Genomic DNA, 19,326 nt, shown 5'->3' on the forward strand with positions numbered 1-19,326 from the left:
TGCCCTCCATTTTTAATGAATGTATTGCTTTTTCTCGCTCAATAAAATTTCCTTTAACTCTTTTAATTTTTCAATTACAACATACGATTCATCCGTAATTTCTTTCAGGTATTTTTCAGCGCCCGTTTTATTGCCTACATTGTATTCACGCACTGCTTTTTTTGCTATATCATGCACGTGAATAAAAGGCTGTTCTAACTCTGCGTAAACACGCTCATCACCTAACAGTTTTTTTCCGGTGCCGTAATACCATTCGCCGAGGCGTGATTCTTTTGGAGACCCTACATCCTGCTCCGTCATCGTTTCAAAGCCTAGTAGCAAATTGTAGATTTTCCATCTCCACAATAGATGGTCAGTAATGGCTAATTCAATAATATCCTCTTGGCTAATAATAAAGTTTTTAGAAATCGTCGTGGATCGGTATCCATCAATCATTTTACTTAACTTATAAATGGCAGAGCCCATATCAAAAACGATTACCTTACTTTTTTGCATGCTCTCCGTAATAGTATGGTTACGTTCAGAAATAGTAGTAGCAGATTGAGCCTGTACCTTTGTCGTTGTAGCTATTTCCTCAAAGCGCGCGCCCTGCTGCTGCAAGTTTTTATTTAGCTCTGCTAGCGTCTGTGATATATATAAAGTATCTGTAACACCTTGATGTAAATCTTGGGAAAATTGAGTCGTCAATGAGCTAATATTATGGGTAATATGAAGTAGTTCCTGTATATCTGTATGTATAGATTTGACAGATGTACTTGTATCATCAGCAAGTTTCCTTACTTCCTCTGCAACAACCGCAAAGCCCTTTCCTGCTTCTCCAGCACGGGCTGCCTCAATTGATGCGTTTAAAGCCAACAAATTTGTTTGATCTGCTATTTTTTTAATTAATTCCATCAATTTCGCTACACTATTTACACGTTCAACTAAACGCTTAATATCTTCCTGCATTGCTTTATGACCTTCATCAGTCGTCTGTAAAATAGATGATACTTGTTGTAATGATTCTAAATCCTGATTTAATTTTTTAAAGGCATGCTTTGTTTGCTCTGAAATATCACCAACAGATGTGGCAATTTCTTCAATACTCTCGTCCAACTCATGCATTAATTGATCTGCTGCAACAATCTCCTGTTGCTGAATCTCTTGAAATTCAATCAATTCCTTAATGGTATCTAACTGTGTATTATAAGTAATAATTTCACCTAATCCATTTACAACAGATCCTGCTTGAATTTCAATATAGGTCTCTAAAATAATTTGCTGATCAATTGTTACTAAGCTATCGTAAGACAATAAAACATCCAGCATTTTCTCTTCATCACGAGATAGTTCTTTGACAATCAGTGGAATGATTAGTTGGTTGATCAGTGTATAGGCAGAAATCATCCAGTTTGGTAGTACACCAATTCGAGCATGAACATACGCAATTTTCCGTCGCTTAAAGACATAATCTAAATCCAATTCATCATCAAATAAGCTTATAAAGTGTGTATCAAACAGCCCTTTTAAGCGCTCTACTGATGAATGTGTATTGATGACATGATTAAACTCTGGAATTTCCAGTAGACGAGCATAAAAATTATCGAGTATATGCTGTCGATTATTCTCGTAAATTTTACGTAAAAACCCAACAGATTCTCGCCTAATTCTAGATAAAGCAAGGAAATCCAATTTTTCTTTAAAGCGTTCATTTGTTTCGATGTCTGAATTTTTCGCAGCTGAGAAATAATCATAACTTTGATTAATCTTCTTCCTTTTGAACATAGCTCCCACTCCTAGTTGTATTAAAGTAAAATAAAATTACCAATATTTTAAAGCCAATTATAGATTTTTCTTTATTACCTTCAACTAATAAAACATATATATTTTACCAACAATAGAAAGACAAAAATAGATGCTCATTTAATTCTTTACACATTATTATTTTTTCGTCCACTTTATTGACAATTTCTTATTTTCTTAGTTAAACACTGTCTTTATGCAGAAAAAACGCTAAAATCCCGATTGATCTTAGCGCCTTCTTCCCATATAAAATTATCGTTAATGTTAGCACTCGCAATCGCAATTTTGTAAGCTATCCAGTAGCTTTTCCATGGCTTCTAGTTGCTCACATAGCGTTTGAATCATGCATCGTAGGATTGGAATTAATTCTTGACAGATGCAGAACCTAAGCACATTTTGTGCCAGTCTTATGCCCCCCTGATGATGGACAATCATTTCCCGAAGATAATTGATATTAATACTATTAGAGACTGGTGGAGCACACATTGCATTGAACATAGCTTCTGTAATTTCTTTGTAAGCACACATATACTCGTATAATTCATACTCTGAATTTTGCACGACACAACATCGGTTTTGTATCGCTTCAAGACTCTCAAGCATTTCTGTATGTGTTCGAATGATTTCTAATGCGAGATTTTGCACAGGTATATTCGTTGTATAACGTAAAACATTTTCAGACATTTGGATTGCTGCAACTTGATGAGGGATGATTTGCTTAATAAAATTTTCTGAGATGCTACAAGTAATGGTAACATAGGTCATACCCTGCATCATTTTTTTGAGGATTCGCTGATATTCCTCTAAATATGCCTTTGTCACATTACTAAGTTCAATTGGTTTAGCCATTAGACACACTCCTTTCAGAGTAATGTATGCCTGCTAGGTTGTTGTGCGATAGACAATTGTACCAATTGCTCAATTTTTATCAGGCTTAATCATCGTAAAAAACTATACTTGCTCTTTCTTATATGTATCTATGCATGTTGAACAAATGCATATATTTGGCTTTCTTTGCACTGTTTTTAACAGGTGTTCGGGAATGCTAACTGTCATACACCAGCACTCTTTTTCTCCTTTCGCCACACCACATTGATTTTCTCCCCCACATAATGGACATCTCTTTTCTTCAGTTGACATGCTCTTACAACTCCTTTATTTTTCACCATTGTAAAATAAAAAGGGAAGAGCGCTCAATACCTTGCTCCTCCCAAAATGTTTAATGTTGATGCTTGTGTATGTCTTGTTTCACTTCTTCAATATCTGTGTCACTATAAATGGATGTTCCATGTCCACCGCTTTTTGCTAACAGGGCCTTCACTTCATTATACGATAATCCTGCCTCTGCATTTTTTTGCTTCACTTCGTTAATATTTGTGCCTGCAGATGTAAACTGGACGTCTTTTTCATGATTCATTATTTTTACCTCCTATAGTTCATCTGGCTGCATTTCAATTAATTCGTCGCCTTCTCTTTTTACACGCTTATTGAGTTCCTCTATCGGAATGGCATCTACAGTTTGCATATCCTCATGCAGATCGAAAAGACTGATCGTATCTGATTCAACCATGTCAGGCTTGTCCTTACTATTTAAATTCATGAACATTTTCTTTTCATGTGGTATTTTTTCGATGTCCATTCTGTCACACTCCTTTTCCTATAATGTGTGTAAAGCTGAACAGATTATGTGTCTTTCTCTTTCGCACTTTTATCAATTCGATGATACTCAGCTATTTGAATAACTCGTACATGCTTTGTGTGCAGTTCATGGTATATCCCCCTACTATCCGTAAAGGAGATATATTGATCACGTTCATTTTTCACTAATTTTTCTGCCTCTTGTTGCGATTCAATATCAATTACGCCTCAGCGTAATTGCGTCCAGATTTTTTTCGAGCTTGCTCGAAAAGCTCATCTTCAAAATCTGTGACATCCGCTGGGGCTTTTATCTTGATTCAGTTGGTGTTTGGACACCCACTAAATCAAAGAGAACAATTTATACATTCATCTCACCACCTATAGAGGTGGACGTTTTCTGCTGAATCAAGATAAATGAATCTTCGAACATAATGTACCTCATCAAAAAAATAAGTAATTTTAAATTCCTTCATCTTTATGCCCCTTAACCTGCAATGTCACTGCTTATTCTGTCCAGAAACAGAAAAACCTTGCATTCCTAAAATTACATAAAACATTTGAAGCATATAGTAGAACAATAAACCATTGCATTGGAGGGAATAATAATTGATTCATACTGTCAAAGCTGGTGAAACCCTTGCTCAAATTTCTCAAGATTACCGTACACCTTTAGCATCCATTATCGCTGCGAACCCAGGAATTCAGCCTGATCATCTTGTCATTGGTCAACAAATCGTCATTCCTGGCTTGCCCGACCCCGAGACAATTCCTTACCGTATCGAGATCTCTACCAATAATCGCTGGCTACGTTTATATAGAAACAATATCCTTCAAAAACAATACCCTATTGCAGTTGGACGCATGCTTCACGAAACACCCGTAGGTAGTTTTATTATCATTAATAAAGCGCCAAACCCTGGCGGTCCTTTTGGCACGATGTGGATGAGTCTTTCTAAAGAACACTACGGAATTCATGGCACAAATGATCCTAGCTCTATTGGGCATGCTGTGTCACATGGTTGTATCCGTATGCATAATCGAGATGTTGAAGAGCTTGCCAGTATTGTGCCAATCGGTACAGAAGTAGTGATTCATCCCTAACTAAAAAGGCTATCTATACAAATTAGATAGCCTCAGACTGTAGACAAACTCAATGAATTTTGAGTTTGCCTACAGTCTTTTTTCTTTTACAATAAAATAAAGTAAAGCCGTTGATTTCCACTACGGGCGGACGCTTTCCGCGGGCGGGGTCGAGCTGCTTCCCTCGCTTCGCTCAGTCCAGGATCTCGACTTTCCCGCTTTTCCCGCAGGAGTCGCCACCCTTCGTTCCAATCAACTTCTACATAAAGAATTATTGATAAAAAGTACACTTTCGAGGTGATCAACCATGATGACGAAAAATCAAATCAATGAACGTGAACAATTAGAAATGCTAACGATTGATCAATTAGTTCCCCAAGATCATTTAGTACGAAAACTAGAGGCGGCTATTGATTTTTCATTTATCTATCCTTTAGTAGAAAACCTCTACTCTGCTAAAGGACGCCCTAGTATTGATCCTGTTGTTCTCTTTAAAATGACGTTTATTCAGTACGTTTTTGGTATACGGTCCATGCGTCAAACCATCAAAGAAATTGAAACGAATATGGCGTATCGTTGGTTTTTAGGATTTGGCTTCCATACAGAAGTCCCGCATTTCTCTACCTTCGGTAAAAATTATGTCCGTCGCTTTCAAGACACTGATATATTTGAGCAGATATTCTATCGTATATTAAAAGAGATTATGCATCAAGGACTCCTCCATGCAGACCATTTATTTATCGATTCTACGCATGTGAAAGCGAGTGCGAATAAACGAAAGTATGATAAAAAAGTTGTGCGAAAAGAAACACGAGCTTATGAAGAGAAACTTCAATTAGAGTTAAATATGGATCGTGAGGAACACGGAAAAAAGCCCTTTCCCCCGGAGAAGTTTGAAAAGGAAGAATGGAAAGAAATAAAGGAAAGCACGACAGATCCTGAAAGTGGCTATTACGTGAAGGATGAACGTACGAAGCAGTTTGCGTATTCTTTTCATGCAGCGACAGATGAAAAGGGCTTTGTCTTGGGTGCCATTGTAACTCCGGGAAATGTGCACGATAGTCATGTATTACAGCCACTTGTGGAAAAAGTCATTGAAAACGTTCAAAAACCATTAGCTGTTGCGGCAGATGCAGCCTATAAAACACCAGCGATTACGAATTTTTTATTAGAGAATCAAATGTTGCCTGTTCTTCCTTATACACGTCCTAAAACGAAAGATGGATTCTTCCGAAAGCATGAGTATATATATGATGAGCACTATAATTGTTATCTTTGTCCACAAGGACAGATATTGAAGTATACGACAACGACTAAAGAAGGGTATCGTCAATATAAATCGAATCCTTTGATTTGTGCGAAGTGTCCAAGCCTTTCCCAATGTACAGAAAGTAAGCATCATCAAAAACTCATTCAACGCCATATTTGGGAGTCGTATGTGGAGGAAGCTGAACATTTACGCCATTCCTATGACATCAAACAGATTTATGCAAAGCGCAAAGAAACGATTGAGCGTGTATTTGCGGATGCAAAAGAAAAGCATGGTATGCGATGGACAACCTTAAGAGGTCTAAAAAAATTGTCCATGCAGGCGATGCTTACTTTTGCTGCCATGAATTTAAAGAAACTGGCTACTTGGACGTGGCAGGCAGCTTAAGAAGGTAGCTATGCTCGAAGAGTATGTTGAATTTGGTAGTATATTACCAAATGTTAAAGATAAAATAGGAAGAAAAATGACAAAAGCCCATCGAGAGTGAACCTCTCGATGGCTTTTGTCTACAGTCTGAGGCTATCTATACAAATTAGATAGCCTCTTGTTTTCATTATCTTATCCTCTAGTCTGAGCAGGCTTCGTTAAATAGTATTGCTCTTCCCGCCACATATAATCCGCCATCGGAGCTTTAAATTTCAATCCTCCCCATTCTCTTAAAACGTTTTCATAATGCTACATCTCATAGTAGTAAGATTAAGCATTGCAAATTTCGTATAGGATGAAATGCTAAAAGCTATACTACCTATGGCAAAAGCAATTATTTGATAGCTTTATTTAAAACTATAGGAGGGAATACGTTGTCCACAAGTAAACAGTTATTATCCATTTTCGCCCTAGGTGGCATCAATGAAATTGGAAAAAATATGTATATAGTACAATATGCAGATGACATAATTATTATTGATTGCGGAGCAAAATTTCCAGATGAAACCCTGCTTGGAATTGATCTTATCATTCCTGATATTACGTATTTACTTGATAATAAGGAAAAAATTAAGGCATTAATTGTCACACATGGGCATGAGGATCACATTGGTGGGATTCCTTATTTACTAAAAAAATTAAATGTCCCTGTGTATGCTACTCGATTCACTCTCGGACTTATTGAATTAAAGCTAAAGGAACATAAGCTTTTGAGAGAAACGGATTTAATTGAAATTCACGCTGACTCAGCTCTACATTTAGGACAAATTGATATTAATTTCTTCAGAACCAATCATAGTATACCCGATTGTTTAGGAATCGTTTTAGCTACTCCTGAAGGAAATGTTGTCCATACGGGAGACTTTAAATTTGATCTAACGCCCGTTAATAACCAGTTTGCTGATATTCATAAAATGGCGGAAATCGGTTCAAAGGGTGTGCTAGTTCTGATCTCTGAAAGTACAAATGCAGAAAGACCAGGTTTGACACCTTCTGAGCAACTGGTAGGGCATCATATTGAGGAAGCCTTTTTACATGCTGAACGGAAAGTAATCATCTCTACCTTCGCTTCAAATGTTAATCGTATTCAACAAATCGTACATGCAACAATTGCCACCAATAGGAAGTTAGCTTTAGTTGGGCGCAGCATGGTCAATGTTGTGGATGTTGCGATTGAACGAGGTTATTTATTTGTGCCAGAAGATCTGTTAATTGATGCACGAGAAGTTAAATACCTCCCCCCAGAAGAAGTCGTGGTCCTCTGCACAGGTAGCCAAGGCGAGCCTCTTGCAGCACTTGCTCGATTAGCAAATGGCAACCATCGTGAGGTAAAAGTTCTGCCAGATGATACAGTCATTCTTGCCGCTTCTCCTATTCCAGGTAATGAAAAGGGCGTTTCTCGTATTGTAGACAATTTGTTTCAGCTTGGTGCTAAGGTGATTTATGGTTCTTCCAGTCATACAGGTATGCATGTTTCAGGACATGGTCATCAAGAAGACTTGAAGCTGATGCTGACGTTTATGAAGCCTAAATTTTTCATCCCTATTCATGGTGAGTATCGCATGTTACATCAACATCGTTTATTAGCGGAATCTATTGGTGTTCAAAAGGGACATACCTTTATTATGAAAAATGGAGATGTCGTGGACATTGAAAATGCGAAGGCAAGGCAAACGCGTAAAATTCCAGCTGGTGATACGTATGTTGATGGGATTGGCATAGGTGAAGTAGAGGGAATTGTCCTCCGTGATCGCAAGCAACTTTCAGAAGATGGAATGCTTGTTATTGTATTAACACTCAATAAAGCAGATGGTTCTTTTATTTCAGAACCTGATACCATTTCACGTGGTTTTGTTTATGCTAAAGATTTCGAGGCACTGTTAACTAAGGTCAATGTGCTTACCAAAGAAATCGTAAATGAGCTTCAAGAAGAAAGCAGACAGCAAATACATGTCCTACGTCGGGAAATTAAAAGAGCTGTTGGACAATATTTATTTACCCAAACCAAACGAAAGCCAATGATTTTACCGATTATTATTGAAATTTAATAAGTCGGTGCAAGGATTGTCCAATCCATTTTGCACCGACTTATGTTAATTGCTCAACCTTTGAAAGGAATCATTTAGAAAATCTCCATTAAAAACTTTATGTAACATATCAGCATATACATGTTGGAGCTGTTCAAAGCTATGATGTAAGTTTTTTGAATGCTGATTTACTTGGTTTGAAATATTATTGAAATACTGTGGAAGGTCCTCTATCGCTGCGACTAAAGAATCTTTATTCATTAATAAATGTTGAACAGCATTTAATAATTGAGCTGCTCTATGCTGAATATCAAGAGGAGGTAATACAATTCTTAAACGAAAGATATTACGTCTCTCCTTATTTATTTGAAACCATTTAAAAAAGTGAAATAAATAATCACTGACAACAATGGATTCATTCGGAATAATGGCAATGATATCCTGACCGATACACACAGCTTTTTTACATTGATAAATCAAGGTTTCCTGTAAATTAAATTTATTTAGAAGAATGCTTTTAGCAGGCACGATTGACAAATTAAATGAATCAACTGTGTGATCAACCTTTGGCACTTGACTAAAATCATCTTCTCTCAATAATTGCATTAGCATTTCTTCGGTGATAAAAGGAGTATCTTCCCTAGTAAAACATTGATCATTCACAATCAAATGACCAATTTGTATTTTTGCTATTTCTTCTAAAAAAAACTGCTTCACCATGTATGAACCCTCCAATCCTCTGTCCCAATTAATACCCTTAATACAATCTTCATTAACGCATTATACCTAGCTTTTTATTTAGGTCATTTGTCTGATGAAAAGTATTACTCTAATAATTGTACCATTTTAATGTAACTTTTTCTCTATTATACCACTATAATAGTATAGTCATTTCCATTGTTTTTCACTAGCTTTTAACTTAGAGGTGAATCATATGTCAGATTTTTTAAAGCTAGTAGGTGAACAACTTCGGATTATTCGGTTATCTAAAGGACTTAGCCAAGAAGAAGTGGCTGAAAGGACAGGGAAGTTAGGTTTCAGTAAAGGAAGGGTTTCCAATATTGAGCATGGACAATCTAATATTACCTTAAGTACTTTGGAAACAATCATGAAGGCATTAGACATTACCCCTGAGGAGCTATTTAATTTTCAAAAATTATCTGGCGTTACTGATATTGAGGAGAAAAACCTCATGCTAGACATTCATCGCTCATTATTAAGAGAACGAAATTTAGACGAGGTCAAATATGTAGTTCGTATTACGAAGGATTTTTTAGATACCATTGATTCTCAATCAAAGAAAAACAGCTCCAACGGTCAATGACCAGTGGAGCTGCTTCTTTATTCAACATAACTTTTAGTAGCTACATACCAAACTTTTGACGATAGCCACATTTTCTACATAATTCTTCTACAGCTTCCCTTCGTGAGAAGCCTGCTACGATCTTATTGGCACGTTCCCCTTCTACAATTTCGGAGAAGGATTTTTCGTGTACATTTCCTAAATTTATGACACCTTCCCCATCCAAACAGCAAGGTACAACGGTGCCATCCACCAATATAGCTGCTTGACTACGCAGTGCATGACAAAAACCCTTACCTTCATCCTCAGGCTCTAGAAGACTTGGCCATCTAAACTCATGATCCTGATTTAAATACACATGAGGGGCAATTTTTACCCCTTTTCCAGGCTCTACTTTTTCTTCTATACGGTAATCAAGATTATACTCATTTTCTAATATTTCTAAAGTCTCACGGTTGCGACGGGCTGCAACATCCGAAACATGATCCTGTTGTAGATTCCATAAACGATAGGAAATAATCGTATTGTATTCCCTTGATTCTCGCACAAAGTTCAAAATATCCCCTAAATATTTTTCACGGTTTTCAGAGCCTTCATGCCCATCAAAGCTATGCAACGAGAAATTAATTTGACGTAATGCTGGTTTTCCTAATATTTTCTCACGATTCTTTTTTATTAGCGTACCATTCGTTGTAATATTGACTTTAAATCCTTTTGCATGGGCAGCATCTAATAGCTGATCAATTCTTGGATGTAGTAATGGCTCTCCTTTCACATGCAAGTAAATATATTTTGTATGTGGACGAATTTCATCTAATATTTTATTAAATTGTTCGACTTTAATAAGCCCTTTTGCACGAGCTGTTGGTGGACAAAAACTACATGCTAAATTACAGACACTCGTAATTTCTATATAAACCTTTTTAAATGTTTTCAATGTTACTTCTCCGTTCCCATTCACTAAATAATCAAATCTCATTCATTTTAACAAATTTATTGGATAGATAGCAAAAATCGTTGAGTTTCCATCTAGAACTCCTACCTTTTCTCTAGGTAACATGGCTACACGTACAGGTGGGTTCACGAAGCACTAATATCTTAATAGTAATAGGAAAGGAAGGGAGGAGAAACGATGTCTAATTTTAATTCTAAAAAATTTTATGGACCTGATGAACCTGAGCAGGAATCCTCTAACAAGCAAGGGAAGAATCATATAACAATCAATTTTACATTCAATATAGGAAATACTGATTTTCACTTTGAGCAACGAGCGGAAGGCGGAGGCCAAATCAATCATGATGTAGGTACAAATGCCAACCAAGGTGGTCAAAATGCTAGTAATGGTAGTCATACACGCAACGTCAATTCGCAATTTGCTGACGGTAATGGAAGAAGTGGTATTGCTGGTAATAATAATGACGAGGCTGGTGGGCAACAAGGCATTAAAGTACGGGATAGTCTTGTCATTGATAGTGATATTCATTCATCCTCTAACCATAGTGAAAGTAATGAAGAGCCTGATGTATTAACTGAAGAAGGTGAGTAGATTTGTTTAAAAAAGTCATATCAGTAGCAGAAAACAAGACGAGTGATTGTTTCCTTTCCACCAACGTCCTTTTTATGGAGTACGAAGAGCTCTGTACTCTGCAACTGGAAAGCAAGTAGCCTGCAACTGATTGCATGACCTTTCACAAAAAGACTATTGATGGTTTTGTTTTTCAACACGATGAAAAAACTTCTATCTGCTTGATGGTACCCTCAACAGATAGAAGTTTTTTTATTACACATTGCGTTTATAGTTTTTTGTGCCATCATATGAATAAAGCATCGGCTTTTTATCCACATAGGTTTCTAAATGAACAGGACGTCCCCATAGCTGGTAAATATAAGGCAATACATTTTCTAAATAGTGTGGATCTAACTCCATCCCTTCATAGCCATGAACTAAATATAGCTCGCCATTTCGCAAATAATCACCATTTTTTACGACAATGTATGGGAAGCCTCCATTTACACGCATGGATACAAGCTGATCGCGAACCATCTCGTGATCCTTATCCGTTATACGGTATTCATTCCCTTTCTTTTGGAACAAGTACAAATCTTCACGCTTCGCTAAATCCTTTGTTAAATAGTTTCGAATAAAGGAAATATCTGATTCTACCTCTCTAACCTCAAAAATCTTTTCACGTCCTGTATTTGGCAAAACACCTAACCGTTTCATTTCCTCAGTAGGGTTATTATAACGATTTTCAATATCCTCGAAAATTTTAATCCCAAGATAATATGGATTAATCGATGTTTTGGAAGGCTGCACAACCCCCGCATTTAATTTGGCATATTCGATTGTTTCAGCAGTTGTTAGCTTTAGCTCCCGCATGATTCGTTGATGCCAGAAGGAGGCCCAACCCTCGTTCATTATTTTTGTTTCTAACTGAGGCCAAAAATAAAGCATTTCCTCTCGCATCATTGTTAATATATCTCGTTGCCAGTCTTCCAATTCACGGCTATGCTCCTCTAAGAATAACAACAGATCCTTTTCTGGCTGAGGAGGAAATTGCCTTAATCGGCGTCGGATTGGTTTATAAACTTTTTCTTTTTCTTCTATACTCCATAAATCATCGTACGGTGATTTTGCTGGTGGTTTTTCCTCCTCAAGCTCATCCTCCTCACTCCAGGATAGCTTCGGTCGTAAAATAGATGGATCAATATGCTCTTGAATAGCTAAAACAGCATCTAAAAACTGCTCCACCTCATCCTTGCCATATTCTCTCTCATAGCCAGCTATTCGCTCCGCGGTTGCGGTCATACTTTCTACCATATCTCTTCTTGTATTAGAAAAACGTATATTATTTTTGAAGAAATCGCAGTGTGCTAAAACGTGGGCAATAATCAATTTATTTTGCGTTAATGTATTGGTATCGAGTAAAAATGCATAGCAAGGATTTGAATTAATCACAAGCTCATAAATCTGACTAAGCCCTAAATCATATTGAAGCTTCATTTTATGAAATTGTTTACCAAAGCTCCAGTGGGAAAAGCGCGTAGGCATACCGTAGGCGCCAAATGTATAAATAATATCTGCAGGACAAATTTCATAACGCATTGGATAGAAATCTAAGCCAAAGCTTGAGGCAATTTCGGTAATTTCATCTATTGCTCGATGAAGCTCTTTTGTGTCCATGTTACGCCCCCTCCTTTGAACGTGGTGCTGAGCAAACTTCCTTGTTACTCTTCATTTTTCTTGAAAAAGCTCTTTAAGGCGTCATAGACATCGCCTTTTTTTCTCAGAATATGGTATCTAAATTTAGGATCATCAATTTTTTTATACGTATACATAAGCGTTGAGAAACGGTTATGCTGATTCACCTCACCATAGCCAAACATGCTGGATACATCCATTAATTCTCCTACTAGCTTTAAGCACTTTTCATTATCCATCGATATATTTTCACCGTCTGAAAAATGGACAGGATAAATATTGTAGCGAGATGGATGATATTTATCCTGAATTAATTCCAATGCCTTTTTATAAGCTGAAGAACAAATGGTTCCTCCACTTTCGCCCTTTGTAAAGAATTCCTCTTCTGTGACAACCTTTGCCTCTGTATGATGAGCAATAAATTCAATTTCTACTGTTTCATATTTTGAACGTAAAAATTTCGTCATCCAAAAGAAGAAGCTTCTGGCACAATATTTTTCAAATGCTCCCATCGAGCCACTTGTATCCATCATGGCGAGCACTACTGCCTTGGATTCTGGTTTCTCCACTTCATCCCATGTTTTAAAACGTAAATCGTCATTGTGGATTGGCGTTATTTCTGCTTTCCCATGCATCGCATTGCGCTTTAATGCATTTAAAATGGTACGCTTTTTATCGACATTACCCATGAGTCCCTTTTTTCGAATATCATTAAACTCTATTTTTTCTGTTTTAATATCTGCCTTTTCTTTTTGCTGTAAATTAGGTAACTCTAGTTCATGGAATAAAACATTTTGAATTTCCTCAATACTGACTTCCGCTTCATAATAATCTTGGCCAGGCTTGTCACCCGCTTCTTTTCCTTTACCTGGAGCCTGATTGGCCTTACTTCCATCGCGCGCTACTACATCTCCAACACTACTATCCCCTTGTCCTTGCCCTACATGCTTAGAATTATCATAGTTATATCGAATCTTATATTCATCAAGTGACCGAATTGGTATTTTAATAACCTCGCGACCATTGGACATCACAATACTTTCTTCGCTAACTAAATCAGGTAAATTATTTTTAATCGCATCTTTCACTTTTTCCATATGGCGTTGCTGGTCCTGGTGCCCTTTACGATGGAGGGACCAATTTTCCTGAGAAATGACAAAGCGTTTATTTTCGTGTTCAGTCATTTTTATCCTCACCCATCTATCAAATTCGCTTTTTCTATACTATGCTTGTGAGCTAAATTTTTGAACTTTTTTCATAAAATCAATTGCTTCCAGATTTTTTTGAGCTTCCTCGAAAAGCTACTCTTCAAAATCTGTAACATCCGCTAAGACTTTATCTAGATTTTTTCATTGAACCAAAGAGAACAATTTGTGCATCCATCTCGCCACCTATAAAGGTGAGCGTTTTCTGCTGAATCAAAATAAATCTCTCATCCTGATAATAAAAGGAGTGCCCTAAAAATGGGACACTCCTATCTTAATTGGAACAATGAACATCAAGTTATCGATTGAGCAAACTTCCTACATACTGTAGCAACTCATTTGCTGATGTTGTATTATAGCCATGTTCATCAACAAGCCTTGCCACAACCTCATTAATCTTCTTCAGTTGAGATTCATCTGGCATTTTAGAAGAAGTAGTAATTTTAACGATATCTTTTAAATCTGCAAATAATTTCTTCTGAATGGCCTCTCGCAATCTTTCATGAGAATTATAATCAAAACGTTTACCTTTTCGTGCATAGGCAGAAATTCGAATGAGAATCTCTTCACGGAATGCCTTTTTAGCATTTTCTGAAATGCCAATTTGCTCCTCAATCGAGCGCATTAATTTTTCATCTGGATTCATTTCTTCCCCAGTAAGTGGATCATAAATTTTATTTTTATTACAGAATGCCTCTACATTATCAAGGTAGTTATTCATCAATGTTTTTGCCGATTCCTCATAGGAGTACACAAAAGCCTTTTGTACTTCATTTTTAGCAATCTCATCATATTCTCTACGAGCAACCGCAATGTAATTCATGTATTTTTCACGATCCTCTTGAGAAATCGATGCATGCTGATCTAACCCATCCTTCAATGCTCGTAAAACGTCTAATGCATTTATCGATGGTATCTCTTTGCGGATAATAGCAGAAGAAATACGATTAATAATATAGCGTGGATCAATACCGTTCATGCCTTCATTCGGGAACTCTTTCTTCAGCTCCTCTAAGTCAACGGAATTAAATCCCTCCACATTTTCTCCGTCGTACAAGCGCATTTTTTTAATTAGATCCACACCTTGTTTTTTCGGAACTTCCAAACGAGTGAGAACCGAAAAGATTGCTGCGGCCTTTAAAGCATGCGGTGCAATATGGACATGGGACATATCGCTTTCTTTTATCATCTTTTCATAAATATGCTCTTCCTGACTAACTTTGAGGTTGTAGGGAATTGGCATAACGATAATTCGAGAATGTAATGCCTCATTCTTTTTGTTCGAAATAAATGAACGATACTCTGTTTCATTTGTATGAGCAACGATTAACTCATCTGCACTAATTAAAGCAAATCTTCCTGCTTTGAAATTTCCTTCCTGCGTTAATGATAATAAATTCCATAAGAATTTTTCATCTAGTTTTAGCATCTCCTGGAATTCCATCATTCCTCTATTGGCCTTATTCAGCTCCCCATCAAAGCGGTAAGCACGAGGATCCGACTCTGAACCAAATTCACCAATTGTAGAAAAATCAATACTTCCTGTTAAATCTGCAATATCCTGTGATTTAGGGTCTGATGGTGTAAATGTCCCTATACCCACACGTTTATCTTCTGAAAAAGTAATACGTTCAATCATTACATTTTCAATGCGTCCATCGTATTCCTTTTCAAGACGCATTGTATTTAAAGGCGATAAACTTCCTTCAATTCTAATCCCATATTCCTCAAAGAACTCATTACGCAAATGATGTGGAATTAAATGGAGCGGATCTTCATGCATTGGACATCCCTTAATTGCGTAAACTGCACCTTCATCAGTTCGCGAATATTGCTCTAATCCGCGTTTTAGTAAGGTAACGATAGTTGATTTACCACCACTAACTGGTCCCATTAATAATAAAATACGTTTTCTAACATCTAACCTGCGTGCTGCTGGATGGAAATATTCCTCCACCAGTCTTTCAATTGCTGTTTCAAGCCCAAAAATTTCTTGTCCGAAAAATTTGTACATTTTTTGCCCATCGCGTTCCTCTACACCAGCACTTTTTATCATATTGTAGACGCGTGAATGGGCTGTTTGAGCAACTTCAGGTCTTTCCCTAATGATGTTTAAATAATCTGCAAATGTCCCTTCCCACTTCAGCCTGTTTTCTTCTTCGCGATAGTTTTTCACTTTATCTAAAATGTTAATAGCCTTCCCTCCATTCAGGGCTTGATTTATAACATAGTATGAAGTTAATGGCATGATGATACCATTACTTTTTCTTTGATGAAGTTTCTTCTTATTATTTCTATTTTTGGGGGCAAAAAAATTGCCGATATATCAACTGTTTTCATACATAGAACCTTACTGAATGAAGATAAAAATTTCGGTTATTCTAACGTTAGAAAGGAGGTCCATCATTGCATCGCCATTTTACATTTCTTTTCACATTTTTATTTTTAGGAATTATGCTGTACCCCTCTGTCTCTTTTGCAAAGGAAGAGCTAACAGAAGAAGAAATTTTACAGCAGCGTATGTCCTATTATGTACAATTTGACGAATTACTCATTCCTTGGCATTTTTTAGCTGCTATCGATCAATATGAAAGAAACCTACAGTCAGTTCGTAAAGATATCCCTAAACGAGAAGGTTATTTGGCTATCCAATTTTCTGATGAATACTGGTCAGGTGCATTAAATCCTATAAAGGAAGACACTTCTCCTGAGACAATCAGCTATTTCGGAGGAATGGGCCTTGATGGCAATCACGATGGGATCGCCAGTCCTAAGGATGATGAGGATGTCATTTTCTCGATGGCTAGTTATTTAGGGAAATTTGGAACCACTGATGAGGATTTTAAATTAGCTTTATGGGAATATTATGGAAGCGAAGAAGCAGTCAATCAAATATTCACCATCTCCACATTGTACAGACATTTTAAAACAATTGAGCTTGATGCACATACCTTCCCGTTAAATGTTCGCTCTGATTACAGTTACAGGGGCACTTGGGGCGCCAATCGTGGTTGGGGTGGACGCCGAATTCATGAAGGAACTGATATTTTTGCCAGCTATGGAACGCAAGTATTATCTACCTCTTATGGAATTGTTGAGGTAAAAGGATGGAATCAATTTGGTGGCTGGCGCATCGGTATTCGCGACAATCATAATTCCTATCACTATTATGCCCACCTTGGTAGCTATCATAAGGATATTGAAGTCGGTTCAATTGTAAAACCTGGTACTGTTCTTGGTTATGTTGGAAGCTCTGGGTATGGGAAAGAAGGTACATCTGGCAAATTCCCTCCACATCTTCATTATGGGATATATAAATTTAATGGCAGAAACGAATGGGCTTTTGACCCGTATCCTTCACTTCTACAGTGGGAGCGGCAAGCAAAAAATCAAAAACAATAAAGAAACTTTTACTTATGGCACTTGAAGCAAATTGCTTCAGGTGCGTTTTCTTTCCACATAGGAAATTCTACATAAATATATAAATCAGTTGTTAGACATCTATATATATTTAACTATTAATAAAAGGAAAACAATTATGTCATTGTACTAAAAAACTATTTTTAAATATTTCTATCGAAAGGCTTATTAATATGCATAAATAGTTATAAAATAGTATTTGTGATTGAAAAAATTTCTCAATGAGATAGTAAAGGGATGGGAAAATGAAAGGCATTATCAAGTTTAAAACACTTAAAACACGAATTTTAAGTGCATTTATTCTTTTGTTAGTTTTAGTAGTTAGCTTTACAACCTACACTTACAATTCCAATACAAATATGGAAAAACAGGCAAAAGATTTAGTGAAAGAAGATTTAGTTGTTTTAAATGCAAGTAAAAATTTAGCACTCTCTATGAGTGTCCGTCTATCTGCAGCGTTAAATTATGTGTTGACAGGCGACGAAAAATACAAAGAATCATTTGATGAGTATCGCAAAATGGCTGAGGAAAATAATGCTATTCTAGACAAATATGAAAAATCAGATGAACGCGATCAACTTGTAGCAATCGCTCGTGATTGGAGTACCCTTGTCAATACAGAGGTATTTGATATCTACCAAAAGGGCAATAAAGAATTAGCTTTAGAAAATTTAATGGATACACATGAACTCGTAACGAAAGTACGATATGGTTACGAAAAACTGGCAGATGAACATGCTCAAGCCATTACAGATGTTGGTAATGATGTTGTATCAACAAGCTCTGAGAATCGAACAATTGGTATCGCCTTTAGTTTGATCCTAACTATAGCTGGTATTCTAATTGCCATTATCACAGCTAATACCATCTCTAAACCTGTTACAGTCGTAGCCAATCGAATGAAAGAATTAGCAGATGGAAATTTGCAGCTAGAGTCTCTACCTGTCAAAACACGAGATGAAATTGGAACGTTAATGGTGGCAGCAAATGATATGAACGAAAAACTAAAACAAACGATCCGCTCTATTTACACGGTTTCTGAAACAGTAGCAGCTAGTAGTGAAGAACTTGCTCAATCATCGAATGAAGTACAAGCAGGTACTGAGCAAATTACAATAACAATGCAAGAGCTAGCATCAGGTACAGAAACACAAGCATCCACAACAGGGGATTTGGCAGAAACAATGACAGCATTCAAGCGTAGCATTCAGGAAACGACACAAGAGGGCATTGAATTAAGTGAGCATTCTAGTCATGTTCAAAAATTAACGGTTTCAGGGAAAAGTTTAATGGTTCAATCTACCAAACAAATGGCTACAATAAATGAAATTGTATTAGACTCTGTGAAAAATGTCGAGAATTTAAATGAACAGTCTGCTGAAATTTCCAAGCTTGTGTCAGTTATCGATGATATCTCAAACCAAACAAATTTACTTGCATTAAATGCAGCAATCGAAGCAGCACGAGCAGGTGAGCATGGCAAGGGCTTTGCTGTTGTGGCAGATGAAGTCCGAAAGCTTGCTGAGCAAGTACAGTTCTCTGTTACGGATATTGCAACAATTGTCCATCGTATTCAAGGTGAGACAGGCAATGTAACATCTGCCCTTCAGACTGGCTATGAGGAAGTAAAAAGAGGAACAACACAGCTCGATGAAACAAATGAAACATTTGAAAAAATTTCTGATGCTGTTGGGGATATGATTGATAATATTTCAACTATTTCAACGAATTTAAATCAGCTTGCTCGAAATTCAGAAACCATTAATACTTCTATTGATGATATGGCCTCCATTTCACAGGAATCCGCTGCTGGCGTTGAGCAAACAACAGCAACTGTTGAGGAAACCGCTGCTACAATGGATGAAATCGCTAGAAGTGCAAATCAGCTTGCTGGAATGGCCGAGACGTTAAATACGCAGCTACAACAATTTAAAATTTAATCATCTAAACAACAAAGGCTATCTCAAATTTTT

General features: G+C 36.9%; 18 protein-coding genes. 7 read left to right on the top strand and 11 right to left on the bottom strand.

Annotation, left to right across the window (positions count from 1 at the left end):
- Positions 1-12: 12 nt before the first annotated feature.
- The 6 genes from MHB39_RS19725 to MHB39_RS19750 all read right to left on the bottom strand — a co-directional run bounded on the left by MHB39_RS19725 (position 13) and on the right by MHB39_RS19750 (position 3,606).
- Positions 13-1,764 (bottom strand): protoglobin domain-containing protein, encoded by a 1,752-nt coding sequence (locus MHB39_RS19725; protein ID WP_036076931.1) that lies wholly within the window; start codon positions 1,762-1,764, stop codon positions 13-15.
- Positions 1,765-2,046: 282 nt separating this feature from the next.
- Positions 2,047-2,631, bottom strand: a complete 585-nt coding sequence (locus MHB39_RS19730) for a DUF305 domain-containing protein (protein WP_016993472.1) — start codon at positions 2,629-2,631, stop codon at positions 2,047-2,049.
- 102 nt (positions 2,632-2,733) lie between these two features.
- Entirely contained in the window at positions 2,734-2,922 is a 189-nt protein-coding gene (locus tag MHB39_RS19735) for a cysteine-rich CWC family protein (RefSeq protein ID WP_081977478.1), read from the bottom strand.
- Positions 2,923-3,001: 79 nt separating this feature from the next.
- Positions 3,002-3,199, bottom strand: coding sequence for a gamma-type small acid-soluble spore protein (locus MHB39_RS19740; protein ID WP_342545053.1), 198 nt, complete (start codon positions 3,197-3,199; stop codon positions 3,002-3,004).
- Positions 3,200-3,211: 12 nt separating this feature from the next.
- Positions 3,212-3,421: a hypothetical protein gene (locus MHB39_RS19745; protein WP_004225632.1), complete on the bottom strand. Its 210-nt coding sequence runs from the start codon at positions 3,419-3,421 to the stop codon at positions 3,212-3,214.
- A gap of 44 nt (positions 3,422-3,465) precedes the next feature.
- Positions 3,466-3,606, bottom strand: coding sequence for a hypothetical protein (locus MHB39_RS19750; RefSeq protein WP_342545055.1), 141 nt, complete (start codon positions 3,604-3,606; stop codon positions 3,466-3,468).
- 420 nt (positions 3,607-4,026) lie between these two features.
- Between MHB39_RS19750 and MHB39_RS19755 the strand changes: the two genes are divergently transcribed.
- The 3 genes from MHB39_RS19755 to MHB39_RS19765 all read left to right on the top strand — a co-directional run bounded on the left by MHB39_RS19755 (position 4,027) and on the right by MHB39_RS19765 (position 8,244).
- Positions 4,027-4,521 carry a L,D-transpeptidase family protein gene (locus MHB39_RS19755; RefSeq protein WP_205445672.1) on the top strand — a complete coding sequence of 165 codons (495 nt, stop codon included), beginning with the start codon at positions 4,027-4,029 and terminating at the stop codon, positions 4,519-4,521.
- 286 nt (positions 4,522-4,807) lie between these two features.
- Complete coding sequence (locus MHB39_RS19760) at positions 4,808-6,157, top strand: IS1182 family transposase (RefSeq protein WP_339280244.1); 1,350 nt, start codon at positions 4,808-4,810, stop codon at positions 6,155-6,157.
- A 413-nt stretch (positions 6,158-6,570) separates the two neighbouring features.
- On the top strand, positions 6,571-8,244 hold the full coding sequence (locus MHB39_RS19765; protein ID WP_342545058.1) for a ribonuclease J: 1,674 nt from the start codon (positions 6,571-6,573) through the stop codon (positions 8,242-8,244).
- 45 nt (positions 8,245-8,289) lie between these two features.
- Here MHB39_RS19765 and MHB39_RS19770 read toward each other — a convergent pair whose 3' ends face one another.
- A complete protein-coding gene (locus MHB39_RS19770; RefSeq protein WP_342441640.1) occupies positions 8,290-8,943 on the bottom strand; it encodes a restriction endonuclease subunit S in 654 nt (217 codons plus the stop codon).
- 214 nt (positions 8,944-9,157) lie between these two features.
- Between MHB39_RS19770 and MHB39_RS19775 the strand changes: the two genes are divergently transcribed.
- On the top strand, positions 9,158-9,547 hold the full coding sequence (locus MHB39_RS19775; RefSeq protein WP_004225641.1) for a helix-turn-helix transcriptional regulator: 390 nt from the start codon (positions 9,158-9,160) through the stop codon (positions 9,545-9,547).
- 40 nt (positions 9,548-9,587) lie between these two features.
- Here the strand turns inward: MHB39_RS19775 and MHB39_RS19780 are convergent, their stop codons facing one another.
- Complete coding sequence (locus tag MHB39_RS19780; protein WP_342545061.1) at positions 9,588-10,463, bottom strand: radical SAM/SPASM domain-containing protein; 876 nt, start codon at positions 10,461-10,463, stop codon at positions 9,588-9,590.
- Between the two features lie 195 nt (positions 10,464-10,658).
- On the opposite strand from MHB39_RS19780, the gene MHB39_RS19785 reads away from it, so the two are divergent.
- Positions 10,659-11,072, top strand: a complete 414-nt coding sequence (locus tag MHB39_RS19785) for a hypothetical protein (protein WP_016993463.1) — start codon at positions 10,659-10,661, stop codon at positions 11,070-11,072.
- Between the two features lie 234 nt (positions 11,073-11,306).
- Here the strand turns inward: MHB39_RS19785 and MHB39_RS19790 are convergent, their stop codons facing one another.
- The 3 genes from MHB39_RS19790 to MHB39_RS19800 all read right to left on the bottom strand — a co-directional run bounded on the left by MHB39_RS19790 (position 11,307) and on the right by MHB39_RS19800 (position 16,181).
- Positions 11,307-12,710, bottom strand: coding sequence for a SpoVR family protein (locus tag MHB39_RS19790; protein ID WP_016993462.1), 1,404 nt, complete (start codon positions 12,708-12,710; stop codon positions 11,307-11,309).
- Positions 12,711-12,754: 44 nt separating this feature from the next.
- Positions 12,755-13,912: a sporulation protein YhbH gene (gene yhbH / locus MHB39_RS19795; RefSeq protein ID WP_036076919.1), complete on the bottom strand. Its 1,158-nt coding sequence runs from the start codon at positions 13,910-13,912 to the stop codon at positions 12,755-12,757.
- Positions 13,913-14,231: 319 nt separating this feature from the next.
- Positions 14,232-16,181, bottom strand: a complete 1,950-nt coding sequence (locus tag MHB39_RS19800) for a PrkA family serine protein kinase (protein WP_342545063.1) — start codon at positions 16,179-16,181, stop codon at positions 14,232-14,234.
- A gap of 158 nt (positions 16,182-16,339) precedes the next feature.
- Between MHB39_RS19800 and MHB39_RS19805 the strand changes: the two genes are divergently transcribed.
- Entirely contained in the window at positions 16,340-17,335 is a 996-nt protein-coding gene (locus MHB39_RS19805; RefSeq protein WP_342545065.1) for a M23 family metallopeptidase, read from the top strand.
- 263 nt (positions 17,336-17,598) lie between these two features.
- The gene (locus tag MHB39_RS19810) at positions 17,599-19,293 is read left to right on the top strand and encodes a methyl-accepting chemotaxis protein (RefSeq protein ID WP_342545067.1); all 1,695 of its coding nucleotides are present in this window, start codon (positions 17,599-17,601) and stop codon (positions 19,291-19,293) included.
- Positions 19,294-19,326 lie beyond the last annotated feature (33 nt).

Source organism: Lysinibacillus sp. FSL K6-4013 (assembly GCF_038630435.1).
Taxonomy (GTDB): Bacteria; Bacillota; Bacilli; order Bacillales_A; family Planococcaceae; genus Lysinibacillus; species Lysinibacillus boronitolerans.